Genomic DNA, 18,964 nt, shown 5'->3' with positions numbered 1-18,964 from the left:
ACCGTCTACTCCGCCACGCGCCCGTCGCACTCCTGCGCCCGCAGCGCCCGCGCCAGGTCGTCCCGCGCCTCCAGGACGAGGCGGCGCAGCGCCGGCGGGGCCGACTCGTGCTCCGACAGCCAGGCGTCCGTCGCGGCGAGCGTCGTCCCGTCGTCCTGGAGCCCCGGGAACAGGCCCCGGACCACGTCGATGCCGATCTGGATCGACCGCTCGTCCCACAGCCGCTCGATCGCCGCGAAGTACTTCTCGGCGTACGGCGCGATCAGTTCGCGCTGCGAGGGCTGGACGAAGCCCGCGATGGTCGCCTCGACCAGCGCGTTCGACAGGGCGTCCGACTCGACGACCTGCGCCCAGGCCTGCGCCTTGACCGCCGCCGAGGGCCGGGAGGCGAGCAGACGGGTCTGGTGGCGCTTGCCCGTGGCCGTGTCGTCCCGGGCCAGCTCCTCGTCGATCCGGGTCCCGTCCGCGCGGCCGTGCGCGGCCAGCGGGGAGAGCAGCGCCCAGCGCAGCTCCTGGTCGACGTCGAGGCCGTCGATCTTCGCCGTGCCGTCGAGCAGCCCCTCCAGGAGCTGGAAGTCGCTCTCGGCGGAGGCGGTCGCCGCGAAGAACCGCGCCCAGGTCAGCTGGTGCTCGCTGCCCGGCTCGGCCAGACGCAGCTCGCGCAGTCCGCCCTCGGCGAGCAGACGGCCGCCCTCCTCGCGCCACGTCGGCGCCGCGTAGAGGGTGACGGCCGACTTCGTCCAGTTGTGCACCATCTGGAGGACGCCGATGTCGGTCTCGCGGCCCGCGGAGGCGAGCGCGACGGAGACGAAGTCCCGGGCGGGCATCAGCCCGTCGCGGGTCAGGTTCCACAGCGCCGACCAGCACAGGGCGCGGGCCAGGGGGTCGGTGATGTCGCCGAGGTGAGCCCGCAGGGTCGCGAGCGAGCCCTCGTCGAAGCGGATCTTGCAGTAGGTCAGGTCGTCGTCGTTGACGAGCACCAGGTCGGGCTTCTCCTGGCCCGCGAGCCCGTCGACGACGGTCCGGACGCCGGTGAGGTCGGCCTCGGCCCGCGCGTACCGCACGAGCTCCCCGCCGGAGAGCCGGTAGAGGCCGACGGCGGCGCGGTGCGGACGCAGCTCGTCGCCCTCCTGGAGGACGGCGAGCTCGGTGATCCGGCCCTCCGCGTCGTAGGTGACGGCCGGGGTCAGGCTGTTGACGCCGGAGGTCTGGAGCCAGGACTTCGCCCAGGTCCTCATGTCCCGCCCGGAGGTCTCCTCCAGGATCGAGAGGAGGTCGGCCAGGCGCGTGTTCCCGTAGGCGTGGCGCTTGAAGTAGCGGCGCGCACCCTCCAGGAACGCGTCCCGCCCGGCGTACGCGACGAGCTGCTTGAGCACCGAGGCGCCCTTGGCGTACGTGATGCCGTCGAAGTTGAGCTTGGCGTCCTCCAGGTCACGGATGTCGGCCGTGATCGGGTGCGTGGACGGCAGCTGGTCGGCGCGGTACGCCCAGGACTTGCGGTTGTTGGCGAAGGTCACCCAGCTGTTGGTGAAGCGGGTGGCCTCGGCGTTCACGAACGAGCCCATGAAGTCCGCGAAGGACTCCTTCAGCCACAGGTCGTCCCACCACACCATGGTGACCAGGTCGCCGAACCACATGTGCGCCATCTCGTGCAGGATGACGTTGGCCCGGCTCTCGTACGCGGCCCGGGTGACCTTGCCCCGGTAGACGTACTCCTCGCGGAAGGTCACCAGGCCCGGGTTCTCCATCGCGCCGAGGTTGTACTCGGGGACGAAGGCCTGGTCGTACTTCCCGAAGGGGTACGGGTAGTCGAAGTTGTCGTGGAAGAAGTCGAAGCCCTGCTTGGTGATCAGGAAGACGTCGTCCGCGTCGAAGTGCTTCGCGAGCGACTTCCGGCACATCGCGCCGAGCGGGATCTCCAGCTCGCCGCGCGTGTAGGTGTCGGTCACGTAGTGGTACGGGCCCGCCACGACGCACGTGATGTACGTGGAGATCGGCGCCGTCTCCGCGAACCGCCACACGCCCTCGGCGTCCTGCTCGCCCGCGCCGTTCGACCAGACCGTCCAGCCCTCCGGCGCGGTCACCGAGAAGCGGTACGGCGCCTTGAGGTCGGGCTGCTCGAAGTCGGCGTACACCCGGCGGGCGTCGGCCGGCTCGTACTGCGTGTAGAGGTAGACCTCGCCGTCCTCCGGGTCGACGAAGCGGTGCATGCCCTCGCCGGTGCGGCTGTAGGCGCACTGCGCGTCCACCACGAGCACGTTCTCGTCGGCGAGGCCGTCGAGCGCGATCCGCGCGCCGTCGAAGACCACCGCCGGGTCGAGGGAGCGGCCGTTGAGCGTGACCGCGTTCACCGAGGGGGCGATCAGGTCGACGAACGTGCTCGTGCCCTCGCCGGTGCGGCGGAACCGGATCGTCGTCCGCGAGCGGAAGGTGCGCACCGCCTCGGCGGACTCGCCGACCGCCGACCGCAGGTCGAGGTCGACCTCGTACCCGTCGACGGACAGCAGTGAGGCCCGCTCGTGGGCCTCGTCGCGGGACAGATTCTCACCGGGCACGGTCACTCCTTCGTGGCGCGTTCGAAACAGCACCGATCCTCCCATGTGCCACTGTCGTCCGGCGCGGCGGAATGCGGACGCGCGGGAATGCGGACGGACCCCGGCGGCGTTCTCCCCTTTCGGCGATACCCCTTCACCGCGGCCTTACCGAGGAGTGACATGTCCGAGAGCAGGACCACCGCCGACTTCTACTTCGACCCGCTGTGCCCGTGGGCCTGGATGACCTCCCGGTGGATGCTGGAGGTGGAGCAGGTGCGCCCGGTCGACGTGCGCTGGAAGGTCATGAGCCTGGCCGTGCTCAACGAGAACAAGCTGGACGAGCTCCCCGCCGAGTACCGCGAGATGCTGGAGACCCAGGCCTGGGGCCCGGTCCGCGTGGTCGTCGCCGCCCAGCAGCTGCACGGCGACGAGGTCGTCGGCAAGCTCTACACGGCGCTCGGCACCCGCTTCCACAACAACGACGAGGGCCCGACGCGCGAGGCGATGATCGGAGCCCTGAAGGACGTCGGCCTGCCCGAGGACCTGGTGGAGTACGCCGACAAGGACACGTACGACACCGAGCTCCGCGCCTCCCACAAGGAGGGCATCGAGAAGGTCGGCCAGGACGTCGGCACCCCGGTCATCTCGGTGCCGGGCCCGACGGGCGACGAGGTCGCCTTCTTCGGCCCGGTCGTCACCCCGACCCCGCGCGGCGAGGCGGCGGCCCGGCTCTGGGACGGCACGCTGCTCGTGGCGTCGACGCCGGGCTTCTACGAGATCAAGCGCACCCGGACGGCGGCGCCGAGCTTCGAGTAGTCGCCCCCGTACGGCGGACGGCCCCCGCGATTCACGTCATCGCGGGGGCCGTCCTCTTTTCCGCCTGCCCGGTGAAGGTTGAGAAGACGATCACGAGCAGGGCGTTCCTCAGATGCCGATGAGCGGGGTGCGCCCCTTGGCGTCGGCGTAGCGCTTGTTCACGTCCTGCCAGTTGACGACCTGCCACATGGCCTCGATGAAGTCGACCTTCTGGTTCTTGTACTGCAGGTAGAAGGCGTGCTCCCAGGCGTCGAAGACCAGGATCGGGACCGAGCCCTGGCCGACGTTGCCCTGGTGGTCGTAGACCTGCTCGACGATGAGCCGGCCGCTGATCGGTTCGTACGCGAGCACGCCCCAGCCGGAGCCCTGGGTGGTCGCGGAGGCCTTGGTCAGCTGGGCCTTGAACTTGGCGAAGGAGCCGAAGGACTCGGTGATCGCGTCCGCGAGGTCCCCCACGCCGTCGGCGGCGAGCGGCTCGCCGCCGCCCCCGTCCTTCGGGCTGTTCATGTTGTTCCAGTAGATGGAGTGGAGGATGTGCCCGGAGAGGTGGAACGCGAGGTTCTTCTCCAGGCCGTTGATCGCACTCCACTGGTCCTTGTCGCGCGCCTCTTCCAGCTGCTCCAGGGTGTCGTTCGCACCCTTCACGTACGCGGCGTGGTGCTTGTCGTGGTGCAGCTCGATGATCTGCGGATTGATCACCGGCTCCAGCGCCGCGTAGTCGTACGGCAGCTCCGGAAGTGTGTAGATCGCCATGTGCCCGAGCCCTTCGACGGCTTATTGCAACCTCTATGCAAGTGCAGGCTAGCAGTAGGTGCGCCGAAAGATGATCAGCCCTTCGTCCTAGGTCCCGCGCCCCCGGCTTCCCCCGGGGGGTTTCCTCCGGTGCTTCCTCCGGGCATGACGGAACCCCCGGACCGAGGCGCGGTCCGGGGGTTCCCGTACGGGAGGGGCGAGGGCTCAGGCGGCCCGGGCGGCCGCCGTCCTCTGGCGCACGAAGCCGACCGCGGCCAGCAGCAGCGTCAGGCCGCCCGTCGAGTACAGCTGCACACGGGTGCCCTCCTCGCGCGCCATCAGCACGAAGACAGCCGCCATGCCGGCCAGCGCCACCCACGTCAGGGCCGGGAAGGCCCACATCCGCACGACCAGCTTCTCGGGCGCCTCGCGCTCGGTGCGGCGGCGCAGCACCAGCTGGGAGGCGGCGATGAAGAACCAGACGACCAGGATGATCGCGCCGATGGTGTTGAGCAGCCAGATGAAGGCCTTGTCCGGCGACCAGTAGCTCAGCAGCACACAGCCGAAGCCGACGACCGAGGAGACGAGGACGGCGGGACGGGGCACCCCGCCGAACAGCCTGCCCAGCGCCTTCGGGCCCTGACCGCGCGCGACCAGCGAACCGGCCATGCGGGAGGCGCCGTAGATGTTGGCGTTCATCGCCGAGAGCAGGGCGACCAGCACGACCACGTTCATGATCTGGCCGGCCGCCGGGATGCCCAGGTGGTCGAGGGTGGCGACGTACGGGCCCTTCTCGACGACCGCCTCGTCGCCCCACGGGACGAGGGTGACGATGACCGCCATGGAGCCGATGTAGAAGAGCGCGATCCGCCACATCGCCGTACGGACCGCCTTGGCGACGCCCTGCACCGGGTGCTCCGACTCGGCCGCCGCGATGGTGACCGTCTCCAGTCCGCCGTATGCGAAGACGGAGGCCAACAGGCCCACGATCAGGCCCTCGGAGCCGTGCGGGAAGAAGCCGCCCTCGCCGCTGAGGTTCGTGGTGCCGGGGGCGTCCGTGCCGGGCAGGAGGCCGAGGATGGCGAGGACGCCGATGCCGAGGAAGAGGACGATGGCGGCGACCTTGAGCGCCGCGAACCAGAACTCGAACTCGCCGAAGTTCTTCACCGCCGCCAGGTTGGTGACGCAGAAGACCACCATGAAGAGCGCCACCCAGGCCCACTCGGGGCTGCCGGGGAACCAGCCCGTCATGATCTTCGCGGCGCCGATGCCCTCCAGGCCGACGGCGACGCAGAGCAGGAACCAGAAGGCCCAGCCCGAGGTGAAGCCCGCCCAGGAGCCGAAGGCGCGCTCGGCGTGGACGGAGAAGGAGCCGGAGGCCGGGTTCGCGGCCGACATCTCGCCGAGCATCCGCATCACGAGCATGACGAGCACGCCCGAGATCGCGTAGGCGATGACGATCGAGGGCCCGGCGGCGGCGATGCCGGCGCCGGAGCCGACGAAGAGTCCGGCGCCGATGACCCCGCCGAGGGCGATCATCGAGAGATGGCGCTGCTTGAGGCCGTGGGAGAGGCCGTCGGCAGGTGCGGTCGCGCCGTCCTTGCGGTCGGCCGGCGCGGGCGCGGTGGTCCGAGACATGGGCGAACCCTGTTCACTAGCTGAGACGGGGAGGGAGCCCACAGTGTGGGTGGGCACGCCGCTCGGAGGGAACGGATGTCCGCTATACGGGCACGACCTTCACACAAGGTGAAGGTTCAGTTCCCGTTCGTGCGCGGCTCCCGGGCCCACGCCACCAGCAGGACGGCCCCGGTCGCCCCCGCCGACCACAGCACCTGCGGTCGCGCCCCGTCGTCGCACAGCATCAGGACGACCACCGCGCCCATCGCGGCGAGCGCCACCCACGTCAGCCACGGGAAGCCCCACATCCGCAGGCTCAGCGTCTCCGGGGCCTCCCGCTCGATCCGGCGCCGCAGCCGCAGCTGCGAGAGCGCGATGAGCGCCCAGACGAAGAGCAGCACCGCGCCGACCGCGTTCAGCATGTAGAGGAAGACGGAATCCGGCCACTTCAGATTGAGCAGCACGGAGACGAAGCCGAAGGCCACCGAGGCGAGCACCGCCCGCCGGGGGACACCGCCGGGGGACACCTTCAGCAGCCCCTTCGGCGCCTCCCCGCGCTCCGCCAGCGAGAACACCATGCGGGACGAGCCGTACAGGTTCGCGTTGAGCGCCGAGAGCAGCGCCACGAACACCACCACGTTCATGATCTGGCCCGCCGCCGGCACCCCGATCGCGTCCAGGACCGCCACGTACGGCGACTCGCCCGGTCGCATCGAGGTCCACGGCAGCAGCGTCACGACGACCAGCATCGAGCCCACGTAGAAGAGCAGGATCCGCCAGACCGCGCTGCGCACCGCCCGCGCCACGTTCCGCGCCGGGTCGTCGGACTCGGCCGCCGCGATGGTGACGACCTCCAGGCCGCCGAAGGCGAAGACGACCGCCAGGACCCCGGAGACCACCCCCGACCAGCCGTTCGGCAGGAACCCGCCCCGCCCGGTCAGGTTCGCGAGCCCCACCGGGTCGGTGTCGGGCAGCCAGCCCGCGATCGCGAGCACCCCCAGCGCCAGGAAGAGGACGATCGCGCCGACCTTGAGCGCCGCGAACCAGAACTCGAACTCGCCGAAGTTCCTCACCGCCGCCAGGTTGGCCAGGGTGAACACGACCATGAAGACCAGCACCCAGCCCCACTGCGGCACCCCCGGCACCCAGCCGTGCGCGATCCGCGCCGCGCCCGTCGCCTCCACGGCGAGGACCACGACCAGCAGGAACCAGTACAGCCAGCCCACCGAGAACCCCGCCCAGCGGCCGAGCGCCCGCTCCGCGTGCACCGAGAACGCGCCCGAGGCGGGCATCGCCGCCGACATCTCGCCGAGCATCCGCATGACCAGCATCGCGAGCGCGCCGGCGATCAGGTACGAGACCACGATGCCGGGCCCGGCGACGGCGATGCCGGCGCCGGAGCCGACGAAGAGTCCGGCGCCGATCACGCCGCCGAGCCCCAGCATCGTCAGGTGACGCTGCTTCAGACCGTGGGAGAGGGGCTCCGGTTCGGGGGCGAGGGGCTCGTGCATGGGGGGACTCGTGTTCTCTGACGGTTTATGGGGACCCCACAGTCTCCCCAGTGGACGCCCCCCGGCGCAAAAGGGACCTCCGAGGAAGACTTCCCCGTGACAAGCATCACGTGGCGCGAGGTGTGACCGGCGGCCTTTGTGCGATCTCCACGAAGTGCTCGACCGCCGCTTTGTCGGCGGCTGACGGTGATCGACCGTTCACTCCTGGCATACCGTCGACCTGTCCCTCCCACCCCACCCCGCGGAGTACCGATGAGCACCGCCACCGCCCCCGTCCGCACCCTCCGGGCGGGCACCGTCCTCGCCGACCTCGTCCCGTCGAGCCGCGCCCGCGACATCGCCCTGGTCGTCGGCGGCGCCGCACTCACCGGCCTCGCCGCGCAGATCTCGGTCCCGGTCCCCGGCTCCCCGGTCCCGGTCTCCGGCCAGACCTTCGCCGCCCTGCTCGTCGGCACCGCGCTCGGCGCCCGCCGCGGCTTCCTCGCCCTCGCCCTGTACGCGGTCGCGGGCATGGCGGGCGTCCCGTGGTTCGCCCAGGCCACCTCCGGCTACGGCATGCCGTCCTTCGGCTACGTCCTCGGCATGCTCCTCGCCGCGCCCGTCGTCGGCGCCCTCGCCCGCCGCGGCGCCGACCGCTCCGTGCTCCGCACGGCCGGCGCCATGGTGCTGGGCTCCGCGATCATCTACGCGGTCGGCGTGCCGTACCTGGCCCTCGCCACCGGCATGACCCCCGGTCAGGCCGTCGCCGCCGGTCTGGCCCCGTTCCTCGTCGGCGACGCCCTCAAGGCCGCGCTCGCCATGGGCGCCCTGCCGGCCGCCTGGAAGCTCGTCGGCCGCAAGGGCTGAACGCTGCGGACGTACGCGAAAGGGCCCTGACGCTCGGGGGAGCGGCAGGGCCCTTTCGTACGTCCGGGAGTCCGGGAGGACCTCCGGGGCGCTACACGCGCTCCGGTTCCTCCGCGCCGGCGTTCTTGCCGAGCCGCTGGCGGACCACCGCGATCGCCATCACGAGCGCGGCCACGAGCAGGGACAGCACGACCTGCTCACGGTTGCTGCCGCCGTCGTAGACCATGTAGCCGAGGACGGCGACGATCATGGCGATGGTCGCCCAGGTCAGGTACGGGAAGAGCCACATCCGGACGACCAGCTTCTCCGGCGACTCCCGCAGGATGATCCCGCGCATCCGCAGCTGGGTCACGCAGATGACCAGCCAGACGAAGAGCGCGACGGCGCCGGAGGCGTTCAGCAGGAAGGCGAAGACGGTGTCCGGCCACTTGTAGTTGAAGAAGACCGCGACGAAGCCGAAGACCACCGAGGACAGGATCGCGGCCGTCGGCACGCCCCGCGCGTTGGTCTTCGCGAAGGCCTTGGGCGCGTCACCGCGCCGCCCCAGCGAGAAGGCCATGCGGGAGGCCGTGTAGAGGCCCGAGTTCAGGCAGGACAGGACGGCCGTCAGGACGATCACGTTCATGATCTGGCCGGCGTGCGGGATGCCGATGGAGTCGAGGGCGGCGACGTACGAGCCCTTCTCGACGATCGACTTGTCGTTCCACGGCAGCAGCGTCAGGACCACGAAGATCGAGCCCAGGTAGAAGACGCCGATCCGCCAGATCACGCTGTTGGTGGCCTTGGTGACCGCCTTCTGCGGGTCCGCGGACTCGCCGGCGGCCAGGGTGACGATCTCACTGCCCATGAAGGAGAAGACGACCATCAGGACACCGGTGAGGACCGCGCCCGCGCCCATCGGGAAGAAGCCCCCGGCGTCCGTGAGGTGCGCGAATCCGGCGCCCGGGTTGTCCGAACCGGGCAGCACGCCGAAGACGGCGAGCAGGCCGATGACGACGAAGGCGGAGATGGCGACGACCTTGATGCCGGCGAACCAGAACTCGAACTCGCCGTACGAGGCGACGGAGCCCAGGTTGGTCGCGGTCAGCACCAGCATCACGATGAGGGCCCAGCCCCACTGCGGCACGGCCGGGATCCAGCCCTCCAGGATCTTGGCGCCCGCGGTCGCCTCGACGGCGAGGACGACGACCCAGAAGAACCAGTACAGCCAGCCGATCGTGAAACCGGCCCAGCGGCCGAGCGCCCGGTCCGCGTAGGCCGAGAAGGAGCCGGAGGACGGCCGGGCGGCGGCCATCTCGCCCAGCATCCGCATCACGAAGACGACCATGGCGCCGACGAGTGCGTACGAGAGGAGGATCGCGGGCCCGGCCGCGGCGATGCCGGAGCCGGAGCCGACGAAGAGGCCGGCGCCGATGACGCCGCCGATCGCGATCATCGACAGGTGGCGGTTCTTGAGCCCGGCCTTGAGGCCGTCGGAGGACTGCGAGGATCCGGTGGTGCCGGTCTCCTGGCCGTCCTTCGGCAGGGTCGGTTGCGTGTTCATCGACGCTTCCTCGTGTGTGGGGGGTGCTCGGGTCGCGAGCCCGAGCATTCAACCCCGTCGACAGGGATGATCGGAAGACCTCACTCCGGATCGTTGTACGAGCGACCTCGCGAGAGTCGAAGGTCCGTACCGGGTCGGGTGAAGGTCCCGACCCCGCTGCCGGTTACCCGCGCCCCGGCGTGCCACACTCGGCACCATGCGCGTCTACATCGGTTCCGACCACGCCGGCTTCGAGCTGAAGAACCACCTCGTCGAGTGGCTCACGGCACACGGCCACGAGCCCGTCGACTGCGGGCCCCACATCTACGACGCCCTCGACGACTACCCGCCGTTCTGCCTGCGCGCCGCCGAGAAGACGGCCGCGGACCCGGACGCCCTGGGCATCGTCATCGGCGGTTCCGGCAACGGCGAGCAGATCGCCGCGAACAAGGTGAAGGGGGTGCGCGCCGCCCTCGCCTGGAGCGAGCAGACCGCCGCCCTCGGCCGCGAGCACAACAACGCCAACGTGATCTCCGTCGGCGGCCGGATGCACACCCGGGAAGAGGCGACCAAGTTCGTCGAGATCTTCCTGAACACGCCGTACTCCGGTGACGAGCGTCACACCCGCCGGATCGACATGCTCACCGCGTACGAGAACACCGGCGAGCTCCCCCCGATCCCGGCGCACCACCCGCAGGAGCCGACCGCCTGATGCCCGAAGGGCACACCATCCACCGGCTGGCCGCCGACCACCGCGAGCGGTTCGGCGGCCGGCCCGTGCGCGTCTCCAGCCCGCAGGGCAAGTTCGCCGACTCGGCGGCCCTGCTCGACGGCACCGTCCTGGAGACCGCCGAGGCGCACGGCAAGCACCTCTTCCTCGCCTTCGCGGGCGGGGAGTGGATCCACATCCACCTGGGCCTCTTCGGCAAGGTGGACTTCGGCGACGCCCCCGCCCCGCCGCCCGCGGACACGGTCCGCCTGCGCATCGCCGACCCCGAGGGGTACGTCGACCTGCGCGGCCCCACCACCTGCGCCCTGATCACGGACGCCGAGAAGCGGGCGGTGCACGACCGGCTCGGCCCGGACCCGCTCCGGGAGGACGACCCGGCGAAGGCCTGGCACCGGATCTCCAGGTCCCGCACGACGATCGCCGCCCTCCTCATGGACCAGAAGGTCATCGCGGGCGTCGGCAACGTCTACCGCGCCGAGGTCCTCTTCCGGCACGGCATCGACCCGTACCGCGCGGGCGAGGACCTCACCGCGGGGGAGTGGGACGCGATCTGGGCCGACCTCGCGGCGCTGATGCGCGAGGGCGTCCGCCTGAACCGCATCGACACGGTCCGCCCCGAGCACACCCCCGAGGCCATGGGCCGCCCGCCCCGCGTGGACGACCACGGCGGCGAGGTCTACGTCTACCGCCGCGCGAACCGGCCGTGCCACGTCTGCGGAACCGAGATCCGCACCGCCGACCTGGCGGCCAGGAACCTCTTCTGGTGCCCCACCTGCCAGGCGGCCTAGGCACGGGCGCCGCCCGCCGCCCCCGTCGCGCTCCCTAGAACCCGTGCGGCAGCCAAGGCGCGACGGGCGACCCGAACGCCACCGAGGCCTCGACCAGCGCACCCTCCCGGAGCTCCCGCACCCGCCCGGCCGCGGCCAACGAGACCAACGAGGTCCCGCCCAGGTACGCGGCCCCCAACTCCCGCACCGACAGCGCGAGGTCCACGGGGTCGGAGGTCCGCACGCACGACGCCCCCTTCGCGTCGCCCGTCAGCCGCCACCGCCCCTCGTTCCAGGGGCAGAACGCGTCCGCGACCTCGAACACCACGTCCACCGGCGCCTGGTACGTCCGCGCCTCCAGCGCCGCGCCCACCTCCACGAGCCGCACGTGCAGGGCGTCCTGCAGCGTCGGCTCGCACCGCCGCACGTCGCTCACCAGGTGCTGCCAGCCGTCGTCCACGGGCCGGTCGTGGAGCCGCACCCGCGAGGTCAGGTCCACCGAGCAGAGGAACCGCCACAGCGCCGCCTCGGCCACCGGGTCGAGCCCCATCAGCCGGTGCACGGCCACGGAACCCTCGGCCCCGGCGGGCGCCCAGTCCGGCTTGATCGCGTAGTGCGCGAACCCCACGACCTCCCCGCCCCGCTCCGCGAGCACGCAGAGCAGCCGCGAGGCCCCCTCCCGCTCGCCCGGCGGGTCGAGCAGCGGCTGCCGCTCCCACCCCGGCTGCCGCGCGAGCATGCCGGGCCGCGTCGGCACCAGCCCCGCGTGGACCGCCTCGCACGCCGCGGAGGACTCCACCGGGTCGGCCATGCGCAGGGAGACCCCGTCCGTGCCCTCCGGCACCGTGAGCCGCACCCGGGCCGTGTCGATCGTCGCGTGCACCGCGTACGCGCCGACGCCGTAACCGAACCGCCCGTAGATCTCCGGCTCCGACGCCGTCAGCAGGGCCAGCGACTCGCCCGCCGCCCGCAGGTCGTCCAGCTGCCGCCGCATCATCGACGTCAGGATCCCGCGCCGCCGGTGCGTCCCGGCCACGCTCACCAGCGTCACCCCGCCCGCGGGGACCGACGCCCCGCCCGGCACCGTGAGCCGGAACGTGAACGCCCCCGCCGTCCCCACGCACAGGTCGCCGTCCCAGGCACCCAGGAAGCGGTCGAACTCGGTCAGGTCCCGCCACAGCCGCCGCGCCTCCGGCGCCTCCGGCACGCCCCCGAACGCGAGCTCGAACACCCCGAACCAGCGATCCCACTCCGACGGGTCGAGAGCCCGCAGTTCAGTCGTCATATGCCATCGATATCAGCGCCGCACGCCCGGGGCGACCCGATTTCAGGCACATTGTCACAGGGGTGCCCCCTGCACGATGTCCGACGGGATGGATAGGGTCCAGGCCAATGGGACAGCGCGCCGGAGTGAACACGTACGCGGCCCGGACACGCAGGCGCGTGCGCCGGGCCCGCGTCGCGCTGCGCAGGTCCGCCGTCGACTACTTCCGCGGCGACGGCGCGGACTGGCTCGCCTTCGCCGGACTCCTCCTGATGATCCCCGCCATCGCGTGCGGGACCCTCCTCGACCCCGTCTGGTGCGCGCCCGCCGCGCTCGTCCTGCCCATCGTGGCCGGCGGCCTGCTGCTGCGCCCCGCCAGCCTGCTCGCCCTGTACGCGGCGGCGGCCGGCGCCCTCATCGTCGAGTCCGTCGTCCTCGGCCCGTACACCCAGGGCCCGGCCAGGGTCACCCCCGGCACCGTCCTGGTCGTCGCCGCCTGCGGACTCTTCGGGCTGCTCATCGCCCAGTTCCGCGCCCGGGTCGGCGTGCCCTGGCGGCGCGGCGGCACCATGCTCTTCGACCTGCGCGAACGCATCCGCGTCCAGAGCGCGCTGCCCCGGCTCCCCCAGGGCTGGCACCGCGAGATGGCGCTGCGTCCGGCCGGCGGCCAGTCCTTCTCGGGCGACTTCGTCGTCGCCGCCCGCACCCACGGCGGGCGCACCCTGGAGGTCGTCCTCACCGACGTCTCCGGCAAGGGCATGGACGCGGCCTCCCGCTCCCTGCTGCTCTCCGGCGCCTTCGGCGGCCTCCTCGGCTCGCTGCCGCCGCACGGCTTCCTCCCGGCCGCCAACGGCTACCTCCTCCGGCAGAACTGGGACGAGGGCTTCGCCACCTCGATCCACCTCGTCCTCGACCTGGAATCCGGCGACTACGAGCTCTTCTCCGCCGGGCACCTGCCCGCCCTCCAGCTCCACGCCGGCAGCGGCCGCTGGGAGGAGAAGGCCGCCGAAGGGCCCCTCCTCGGCGTGTACGACGGGGCCGAGTTCCACCCGGTCAAGGGCTCGCTGCGCCCCGGCGACGTCCTCATGCTCTTCACCGACGGCCTGGTCGAGGCCGCCGACCGGGACATCGCCGAGGGCATCGACCGCCTCACCGGCGAGGCCGACCGCTGCGTCGTGGAGGGCTTCGAGGGCGTCGCCTGGCACCTGATCGAGGCCGTCGCCAAGGACGTCAACGACGACCGGGCCCTGCTGCTCCTCTCCCGCCCCGCCTGACGTGATCTTCCGCACGACGATTCGTCACCGGGCAGCGAGGGCAAGGGGGTTGATGGCACGATGGAGGCAGCGGGGTGCGTTCCGAGACGGGGACTCCCTGGTGGGCAAGGCGGGACCGACCGAGGGTGTGATCAGTTGTGGCCATTTCACTGTCTGTGGTGTTGCTGTTGGCAATCATCCTGGTGGTGCTGATCCGCGGGGGAAACCTCAAGGGCGGCCCGGCCGTGGTCGCGGTCCTCTTCGGCTTCTTCCTCGCCTCCACCGGCATGGCCGACGACATCCAGCGCTTCCTGGACTCGATAACGCAGACGGTGGCCTCCATCAAGTTCTGAACGCCCGACCCGCCCGGGAAACGACTCAGGGCCGGTCCGGAGAGACTCTCCGGACCGGCCCTGACCTGCGTGGAGCGGGTGACGGGAATCGAACCCGCGTAGCTAGTTTGGAAGACTAGTGCTCTACCATTGAGCTACACCCGCACGGCGTCGCGCCGCAGGTCACGAGGACCGCGGCACGAGGAGCATGGTAGCCGGTCGGCGGGCCTTCGCGCACACCCGGGAAACGGGGGGCGCCGCACAGTCCCCGTCCATGTACCCTACGTGTCGCACCGACGGGGTGTGGCGCAGCTTGGTAGCGCGTCCGCTTTGGGAGCGGAAGGCCGTGGGTTCAAATCCCGCCACCCCGACCATGACGATCACGCGGCCACCTCCCGCGTCCTTGATCACGTTGTGGGCGTCATCCCGCTTGCGGTTACTATGCAAGCTGCGTGCCCGTGTGTCTTTCTGACCGGGCCGACCCGCCGGTACCGCTGCACGCGGCCCCGGCGGATTCCAGGAATCAGCCACAAGGAGACCGAACCGTGAAGAGCGCCGTGGAGACCCTGAACCCGACCCGGGTTCGGCTCACTGTCGAGGTGCCCTTCGAGGAGCTCAAGGACAGCCTCGACGCGGCGTACAAGAAGATCAACCAGCAGGTCACGGTCAAGGGCTTCCGCAAGGGCAAGATCCCGGCTCGCGTGATCGACCAGCGGTTCGGCCGCGGCGCCGTGCTGGAGGAGGCCGTCAACGACGCGCTCCCGAAGTTCTACACCGAGGCCGTCAACGAGGCCGAGGTCAACCCGCTCGGTCAGCCCGAGGTCGACATCACCGAGCTGAAGGACGGCGAGCTGCTGGCCTTCACCGCCGAGGTCGACATCCGCCCGACGATCGAGATCCCGGACTACTCCGGCATCGAGGTCACCGTCGACGCGGTCGAGGTCACCGACGAGGACGTCGAGAAGTCCGTGGAGCAGCTCCGCGAGCGCTTCGCCTCGACCTCCCCGGTCGAGCGCGCCGCCCAGGACGGCGACGTCGTCACCATCGACCTCGAGGCCAAGGTCGACGGCGAGGTCCTGCCCGACGGCGTCGCCAGCGACGTCTCGTACACCATCGGCTCCGGCGAGCTGCTCGACGGCATCGACGAGGCCGTCAAGGGCCTGGAGGCCGGCGGCGAGGCCACCTTCACCTCGCAGCTGAAGGGCGGCTCCGCCGAGGGCAAGGACGCGGAGGTCACCGTCAAGGTCACCACCGTCGCCGCCCGCGAGCTCCCCGAGCTCGACGACGAGTTCGCGCAGATGGCGTCGGAGTTCGACACCCTCGACGAGCTCAAGGCCGACAGCCGCAAGCGCCTCGAGAACATGAAGCAGTTCGACCAGGCCACCCAGGCCCAGGAGCGCGTCCTCGACGAGCTCCTCAAGCTGGTCGAGGTCCCGATGCCCGAGAAGCTCCTCGAGGACGAGATCAACACCCGCAAGCACAACCTGGAGCACCACCAGCTCGGCCAGATGGGCCTCGACCTCGCGAAGTACCTGGAGATCCAGGGCAAGACCGAGGAGGAGTTCCTGGCCGAGACCAAGGAGCAGGCCGAGAAGGGCATCAAGACGCAGTTCATCCTCGATGAGCTCGTCAACAAGGAGAAGCTCGACGTCTCCCGCGAGGAGCTCACCGAGCACCTGTTCCGCCGTGCCGCCTCCTCCGGCATGAGCCCCGACCAGTTCGCCCAGGCCGTGGCCCAGGGCGGCCAGGTGCCGATGCTCGTCGGCGAGGTCGCCCGCGGCAAGGCCCTCGCGGTCGTCGTCGAGGCCGCCAAGGTCGTCGACACCAACGGCGAGGTCGTCGACCTCTCCGACGACGAGGACGAGGTCGAGGCCGCCGCCGAGGCCGTCGAGGCCGCCACCGGCGAGGCCGAGGTCTCCGAGGACAAGTAAGGGCCCCCGCCCCCGGCGGACCCCGTTCCACGGGCCCGTACGCACAGCTGTGCGTACGGGCCCGTGGACGTACCGGGACCCGCTTACACGCCTCCAACTACCTTGCGCTCCCAGCGAACAGTTCGGGAACCGGGATGGCGTTGTCCGACCTGCGCGTTAGGGTCCATGAATACGAGGGCACTGCCCTCAGAACAAGACGCTGAGACGGCCCGGGGCCGTCGGAGACGAGCAGGTGGATACGTGACGAATCTGAAGCCTTACGCCGCGGGTGAGCCGTCCATCGGTGGCGGCCTCGGCGACCATGTCTACAACCGGCTGCTCGGCGAGCGCATCATCTTCCTCGGTCAGCAGGTCGACGACGACATCGCCAACAAGATCACCGCGCAGATGCTCCTCCTGGCCGCCGACCCGGACAAGGACATCTTCCTCTACATCAACAGCCCGGGTGGCTCCGTGACGGCCGGCATGGCCGTCTACGACACCATGCAGTACATCCCGAACGACGTCGTCACCATCGGCATGGGCATGGCCGCCTCCATGGGCCAGTTCCTGCTCACCGGCGGCACCCCCGGCAAGCGCTTCGCGCTGCCGAACACCGACATCCTGATGCACCAGGGCTCCGCCGGCATCGGCGGCACCGCCTCCGACATCAAGATCCAGGCCGAGTACCTGCTGCGCACGAAGAAGCGCATGGCCGAGATCACCGCGCACCACTCGGGCCAGACCGTCGAGACGATCATCCGCGACGGCGACCGCGACCGCTGGTTCACCGCCGAGGAGGCCAAGGGGTACGGCCTCATCGACGACATCATCACGCACGCCGCGGGTGTTCCGGGCGGCGGCGGCACGGGCGCCTGAGCGCCGGCAGCCCGCCGAAGAGCCCCAGCCCCCCGCCGAACGCCACCAGGACGGTGAACACCCAGATGCAGAACAACCTCTCCCCGAGCGGCCTCTACACCGGCGCGCCGATGGACAGCCGCTACGTCGTGCCGCGCTTCGTCGAGCGCACCTCGCAGGGCGTGCGCGAGTACGACCCGTACGCGAAGCTCTTCGAGGAGCGCGTGATCTTCCTCGGCGTGCAGATCGACGACGCCTCCGCCAACGACGTCATGGCGCAGCTCCTGTGCCTGGAGTCGATGGACCCGGACCGCGACATCTCGATCTACATCAACAGCCCGGGCGGCTCCTTCACCGCCCTCACGGCCATCTACGACACGATGCAGTTCGTGAAGCCCGACATCCAGACGGTCTGCATGGGCCAGGCGGCCTCCGCCGCGGCCGTGCTGCTCGCCGCCGGCACCCCCGGCAAGCGGATGGCCCTGCCGAACGCCCGCGTGCTGATCCACCAGCCCTCCGGCGGCACCGGCCGTGAGCAGCTCTCCGACCTGGAGATCGCGGCCAACGAGATCCTGCGGATGCGCAGCCAGCTGGAGGAGATGCTGGCCAAGCACTCCTCGACGCCGATCGAGAAGATCCGCGACGACATCGAGCGCGACAAGATCCTGACGGCCGAGGACGCCCTGGCGTACGGGCTCGTCGACCAGATCGTCTCGACCCGCAAGAGCACGGCCTCCGCGGAGCGCTGACGCCCGACCTTCCCTCGGCACGGTTCACGGAGGCCCTGACGGCCCGTGTGGCCGAATCACGACCATGTGAACCGTGCCAAGGGGGGCCCGAACGGGGGGCCCGGCAAGGTACCGTCGAATATGAGGCACCAGGAGTCGCTGAACCAAGCGCTCCCAGGCGAAGGGGAAGCACCTCGTGGCACGCATCGGTGATGGCGGCGATCTGCTCAAGTGCTCGTTCTGCGGAAAGAGCCAGAAGCAGGTGAAGAAGCTCATCGCGGGACCCGGTGTGTACATCTGCGACGAGTGCATCGACCTCTGCAACGAGATCATCGAGGAAGAACTCGCGGAGACGAGCGAGGTGCGCTGGGAGGAACTCCCCAAGCCCCGCGAGATCTACGAGTTCCTCGAGGGGTACGTCGTCGGGCAGGAGCCCGCGAAGAAGGCCCTCTCGGTCGCGGTGTACAACCACTACAAGCGCGTCCAGGCCGGCGAGAACGGCGGCGCGCAGGGCCGTGACGACGCCATCGAGCTGGCGAAGTCCAACATTCTGCTGCTCGGCCCCACGGGTTCGGGCAAGACGCTGCTCGCGCAGACCCTGGCCCGCATGCTCAACGTCCCGTTCGCCATCGCCGACGCGACGGCGCTGACGGAGGCCGGCTACGTCGGCGAGGACGTCGAGAACATCCTGCTCAAGCTGATCCAGGCGGCCGACTACGACGTCAAGAAGGCCGAGACCGGGATCATCTACATCGACGAGATCGACAAGGTCGCCCGTAAGAGCGAAAACCCGTCGATCACGCGCGACGTGAGCGGCGAGGGCGTGCAGCAGGCCCTCCTGAAGATCCTGGAGGGCACGACGGCCTCCGTCCCGCCGCAGGGCGGCCGGAAGCACCCGCACCAGGAGTTCATCCAGATCGACACGACGAACGTGCTCTTCATCGTGGGCGGCGCCTTCGCCGGCCTGGAGAAGATCATCGAGTCGCGGGCGGGCGCCAAGGGCATCGGCTTCGGGGCGACCATCCGCTCCAAGCGCGAGATCGAGGCGAGCGACCAGTTCCAGGAGGTCATGCCGGAGGACCTGGTGAAGTTCGGGATGATCCCCGAGTTCATCGGCCGTCTCCCCGTCCTCACCTCCGTCCACAACCTGGACCGCGAGGCGCTCCTCCAGATCCTGGTCGAGCCGCGCAACGCGCTGGTGAAGCAGTACCAGCGCCTCTTCGAACTCGACGGCGTGGAACTGGACTTCGACCGCCCGGCCCTGGAGGCCATCGCCGACCAGGCGATCCTCCGCGGCACCGGCGCGCGCGGCCTGCGCGCCATCATGGAGGAGGTCCTCCAGTCGGTGATGTACGAGGTCCCGTCCCGCAAGGACGTGGCCCGCGTGGTCATCACGGCCGACGTCGTCCGCAACAACGTCAACCCGACGCTGGTCCCGCGGATCGTGAAGAACGACGGCAGGCACGAGAAGTCGGCCTGATCCGCACGGACATGAAAGGGGCGCCCCGCCGGTCGGCGGGGCGCCCCTTCTCCGCGTGCGGGCC

At 70.5% G+C, this 18,964-nt stretch carries 16 protein-coding genes and 2 tRNA genes; 11 read left to right on the top strand and 7 right to left on the bottom strand.

Annotated features, from left to right (window positions below; all coding sequences use genetic code 11):
• Positions 1-5 precede the first annotated feature (5 nt).
• Positions 6-2,555, bottom strand: coding sequence for an aminopeptidase N (gene pepN, locus ACZ66Z_RS09035; RefSeq protein ID WP_469933324.1), 2,550 nt, complete (start codon positions 2,553-2,555; stop codon positions 6-8).
• Positions 2,556-2,714: 159 nt separating this feature from the next.
• Here pepN and ACZ66Z_RS09030 point away from each other — a divergent pair, with 159 nt between their 5' ends.
• Positions 2,715-3,350: a mycothiol-dependent nitroreductase Rv2466c family protein gene (locus tag ACZ66Z_RS09030; protein WP_469933323.1), complete on the top strand. Its 636-nt coding sequence runs from the start codon at positions 2,715-2,717 to the stop codon at positions 3,348-3,350.
• A 108-nt stretch (positions 3,351-3,458) separates the two neighbouring features.
• Here ACZ66Z_RS09030 and ACZ66Z_RS09025 read toward each other — a convergent pair whose 3' ends face one another.
• The 3 genes from ACZ66Z_RS09025 to ACZ66Z_RS09015 all read right to left on the bottom strand — a co-directional run bounded on the left by ACZ66Z_RS09025 (position 3,459) and on the right by ACZ66Z_RS09015 (position 7,210).
• Positions 3,459-4,103, bottom strand: coding sequence for a superoxide dismutase (locus ACZ66Z_RS09025; RefSeq protein WP_469933322.1), 645 nt, complete (start codon positions 4,101-4,103; stop codon positions 3,459-3,461).
• A 204-nt stretch (positions 4,104-4,307) separates the two neighbouring features.
• Complete coding sequence (locus tag ACZ66Z_RS09020) at positions 4,308-5,720, bottom strand: amino acid permease (RefSeq protein ID WP_469933321.1); 1,413 nt, start codon at positions 5,718-5,720, stop codon at positions 4,308-4,310.
• Between the two features lie 116 nt (positions 5,721-5,836).
• Entirely contained in the window at positions 5,837-7,210 is a 1,374-nt protein-coding gene (locus ACZ66Z_RS09015) for an amino acid permease (RefSeq protein WP_469933320.1), read from the bottom strand.
• A 252-nt stretch (positions 7,211-7,462) separates the two neighbouring features.
• Between ACZ66Z_RS09015 and ACZ66Z_RS09010 the strand changes: the two genes are divergently transcribed.
• Positions 7,463-8,056, top strand: coding sequence for a biotin transporter BioY (locus tag ACZ66Z_RS09010; RefSeq protein WP_469933319.1), 594 nt, complete (start codon positions 7,463-7,465; stop codon positions 8,054-8,056).
• 91 nt (positions 8,057-8,147) lie between these two features.
• Here the strand turns inward: ACZ66Z_RS09010 and ACZ66Z_RS09005 are convergent, their stop codons facing one another.
• Positions 8,148-9,599 carry an amino acid permease gene (locus tag ACZ66Z_RS09005; RefSeq protein WP_469933318.1) on the bottom strand — a complete coding sequence of 484 codons (1,452 nt, stop codon included), beginning with the start codon at positions 9,597-9,599 and terminating at the stop codon, positions 8,148-8,150.
• Positions 9,600-9,795: 196 nt separating this feature from the next.
• Between ACZ66Z_RS09005 and ACZ66Z_RS09000 the strand changes: the two genes are divergently transcribed.
• Positions 9,796-10,290 (top strand): ribose-5-phosphate isomerase, encoded by a 495-nt coding sequence (locus ACZ66Z_RS09000; RefSeq protein WP_317873378.1) that lies wholly within the window; start codon positions 9,796-9,798, stop codon positions 10,288-10,290.
• Positions 10,290-11,096, top strand: a complete 807-nt coding sequence (locus tag ACZ66Z_RS08995; protein WP_469933317.1) for an Fpg/Nei family DNA glycosylase — start codon at positions 10,290-10,292, stop codon at positions 11,094-11,096. The genes ACZ66Z_RS09000 and ACZ66Z_RS08995 overlap by 1 nt, the downstream gene beginning before the upstream one ends.
• A 34-nt stretch (positions 11,097-11,130) precedes the next feature.
• Here the strand turns inward: ACZ66Z_RS08995 and ACZ66Z_RS08990 are convergent, their stop codons facing one another.
• Positions 11,131-12,360: a GNAT family N-acetyltransferase gene (locus tag ACZ66Z_RS08990; RefSeq protein WP_469933316.1), complete on the bottom strand. Its 1,230-nt coding sequence runs from the start codon at positions 12,358-12,360 to the stop codon at positions 11,131-11,133.
• A gap of 107 nt (positions 12,361-12,467) precedes the next feature.
• Here ACZ66Z_RS08990 and ACZ66Z_RS08985 point away from each other — a divergent pair, with 107 nt between their 5' ends.
• Positions 12,468-13,613 carry a PP2C family protein-serine/threonine phosphatase gene (locus tag ACZ66Z_RS08985; protein WP_469933315.1) on the top strand — a complete coding sequence of 382 codons (1,146 nt, stop codon included), beginning with the start codon at positions 12,468-12,470 and terminating at the stop codon, positions 13,611-13,613.
• Between the two features lie 137 nt (positions 13,614-13,750).
• Entirely contained in the window at positions 13,751-13,945 is a 195-nt protein-coding gene (locus tag ACZ66Z_RS08980; protein WP_015033610.1) for a hypothetical protein, read from the top strand.
• A gap of 70 nt (positions 13,946-14,015) precedes the next feature.
• Here the strand turns inward: ACZ66Z_RS08980 and ACZ66Z_RS08975 are convergent.
• Positions 14,016-14,089: transfer RNA gene (locus ACZ66Z_RS08975), tRNA-Gly, on the bottom strand.
• Positions 14,090-14,221: 132 nt separating this feature from the next.
• Between ACZ66Z_RS08975 and ACZ66Z_RS08970 the strand changes: the two genes are divergently transcribed.
• From ACZ66Z_RS08970 to clpX, 5 genes are all read left to right on the top strand, one after another.
• A tRNA-Pro gene (locus ACZ66Z_RS08970) sits at positions 14,222-14,298 on the top strand.
• Between the two features lie 171 nt (positions 14,299-14,469).
• Positions 14,470-15,855: a trigger factor gene (gene tig / locus ACZ66Z_RS08965; RefSeq protein WP_469933314.1), complete on the top strand. Its 1,386-nt coding sequence runs from the start codon at positions 14,470-14,472 to the stop codon at positions 15,853-15,855.
• Positions 15,856-16,095: 240 nt separating this feature from the next.
• A complete protein-coding gene (locus ACZ66Z_RS08960; RefSeq protein ID WP_469933313.1) occupies positions 16,096-16,713 on the top strand; it encodes an ATP-dependent Clp protease proteolytic subunit in 618 nt (205 codons plus the stop codon).
• A 65-nt stretch (positions 16,714-16,778) separates the two neighbouring features.
• Positions 16,779-17,441, top strand: a complete 663-nt coding sequence (locus ACZ66Z_RS08955; protein ID WP_469933555.1) for an ATP-dependent Clp protease proteolytic subunit — start codon at positions 16,779-16,781, stop codon at positions 17,439-17,441.
• Between the two features lie 175 nt (positions 17,442-17,616).
• A complete protein-coding gene (gene clpX, locus ACZ66Z_RS08950; protein WP_015033605.1) occupies positions 17,617-18,900 on the top strand; it encodes an ATP-dependent Clp protease ATP-binding subunit ClpX in 1,284 nt (427 codons plus the stop codon).
• The last annotated feature ends 64 nt before the right edge of the window (positions 18,901-18,964 follow it).

The organism is Streptomyces sp. NPDC107498, assembly GCF_055582805.1.
Note: the sequence above shows the minus strand (reverse complement) of the source record. Positions and strands in the feature narration are given on the sequence as shown.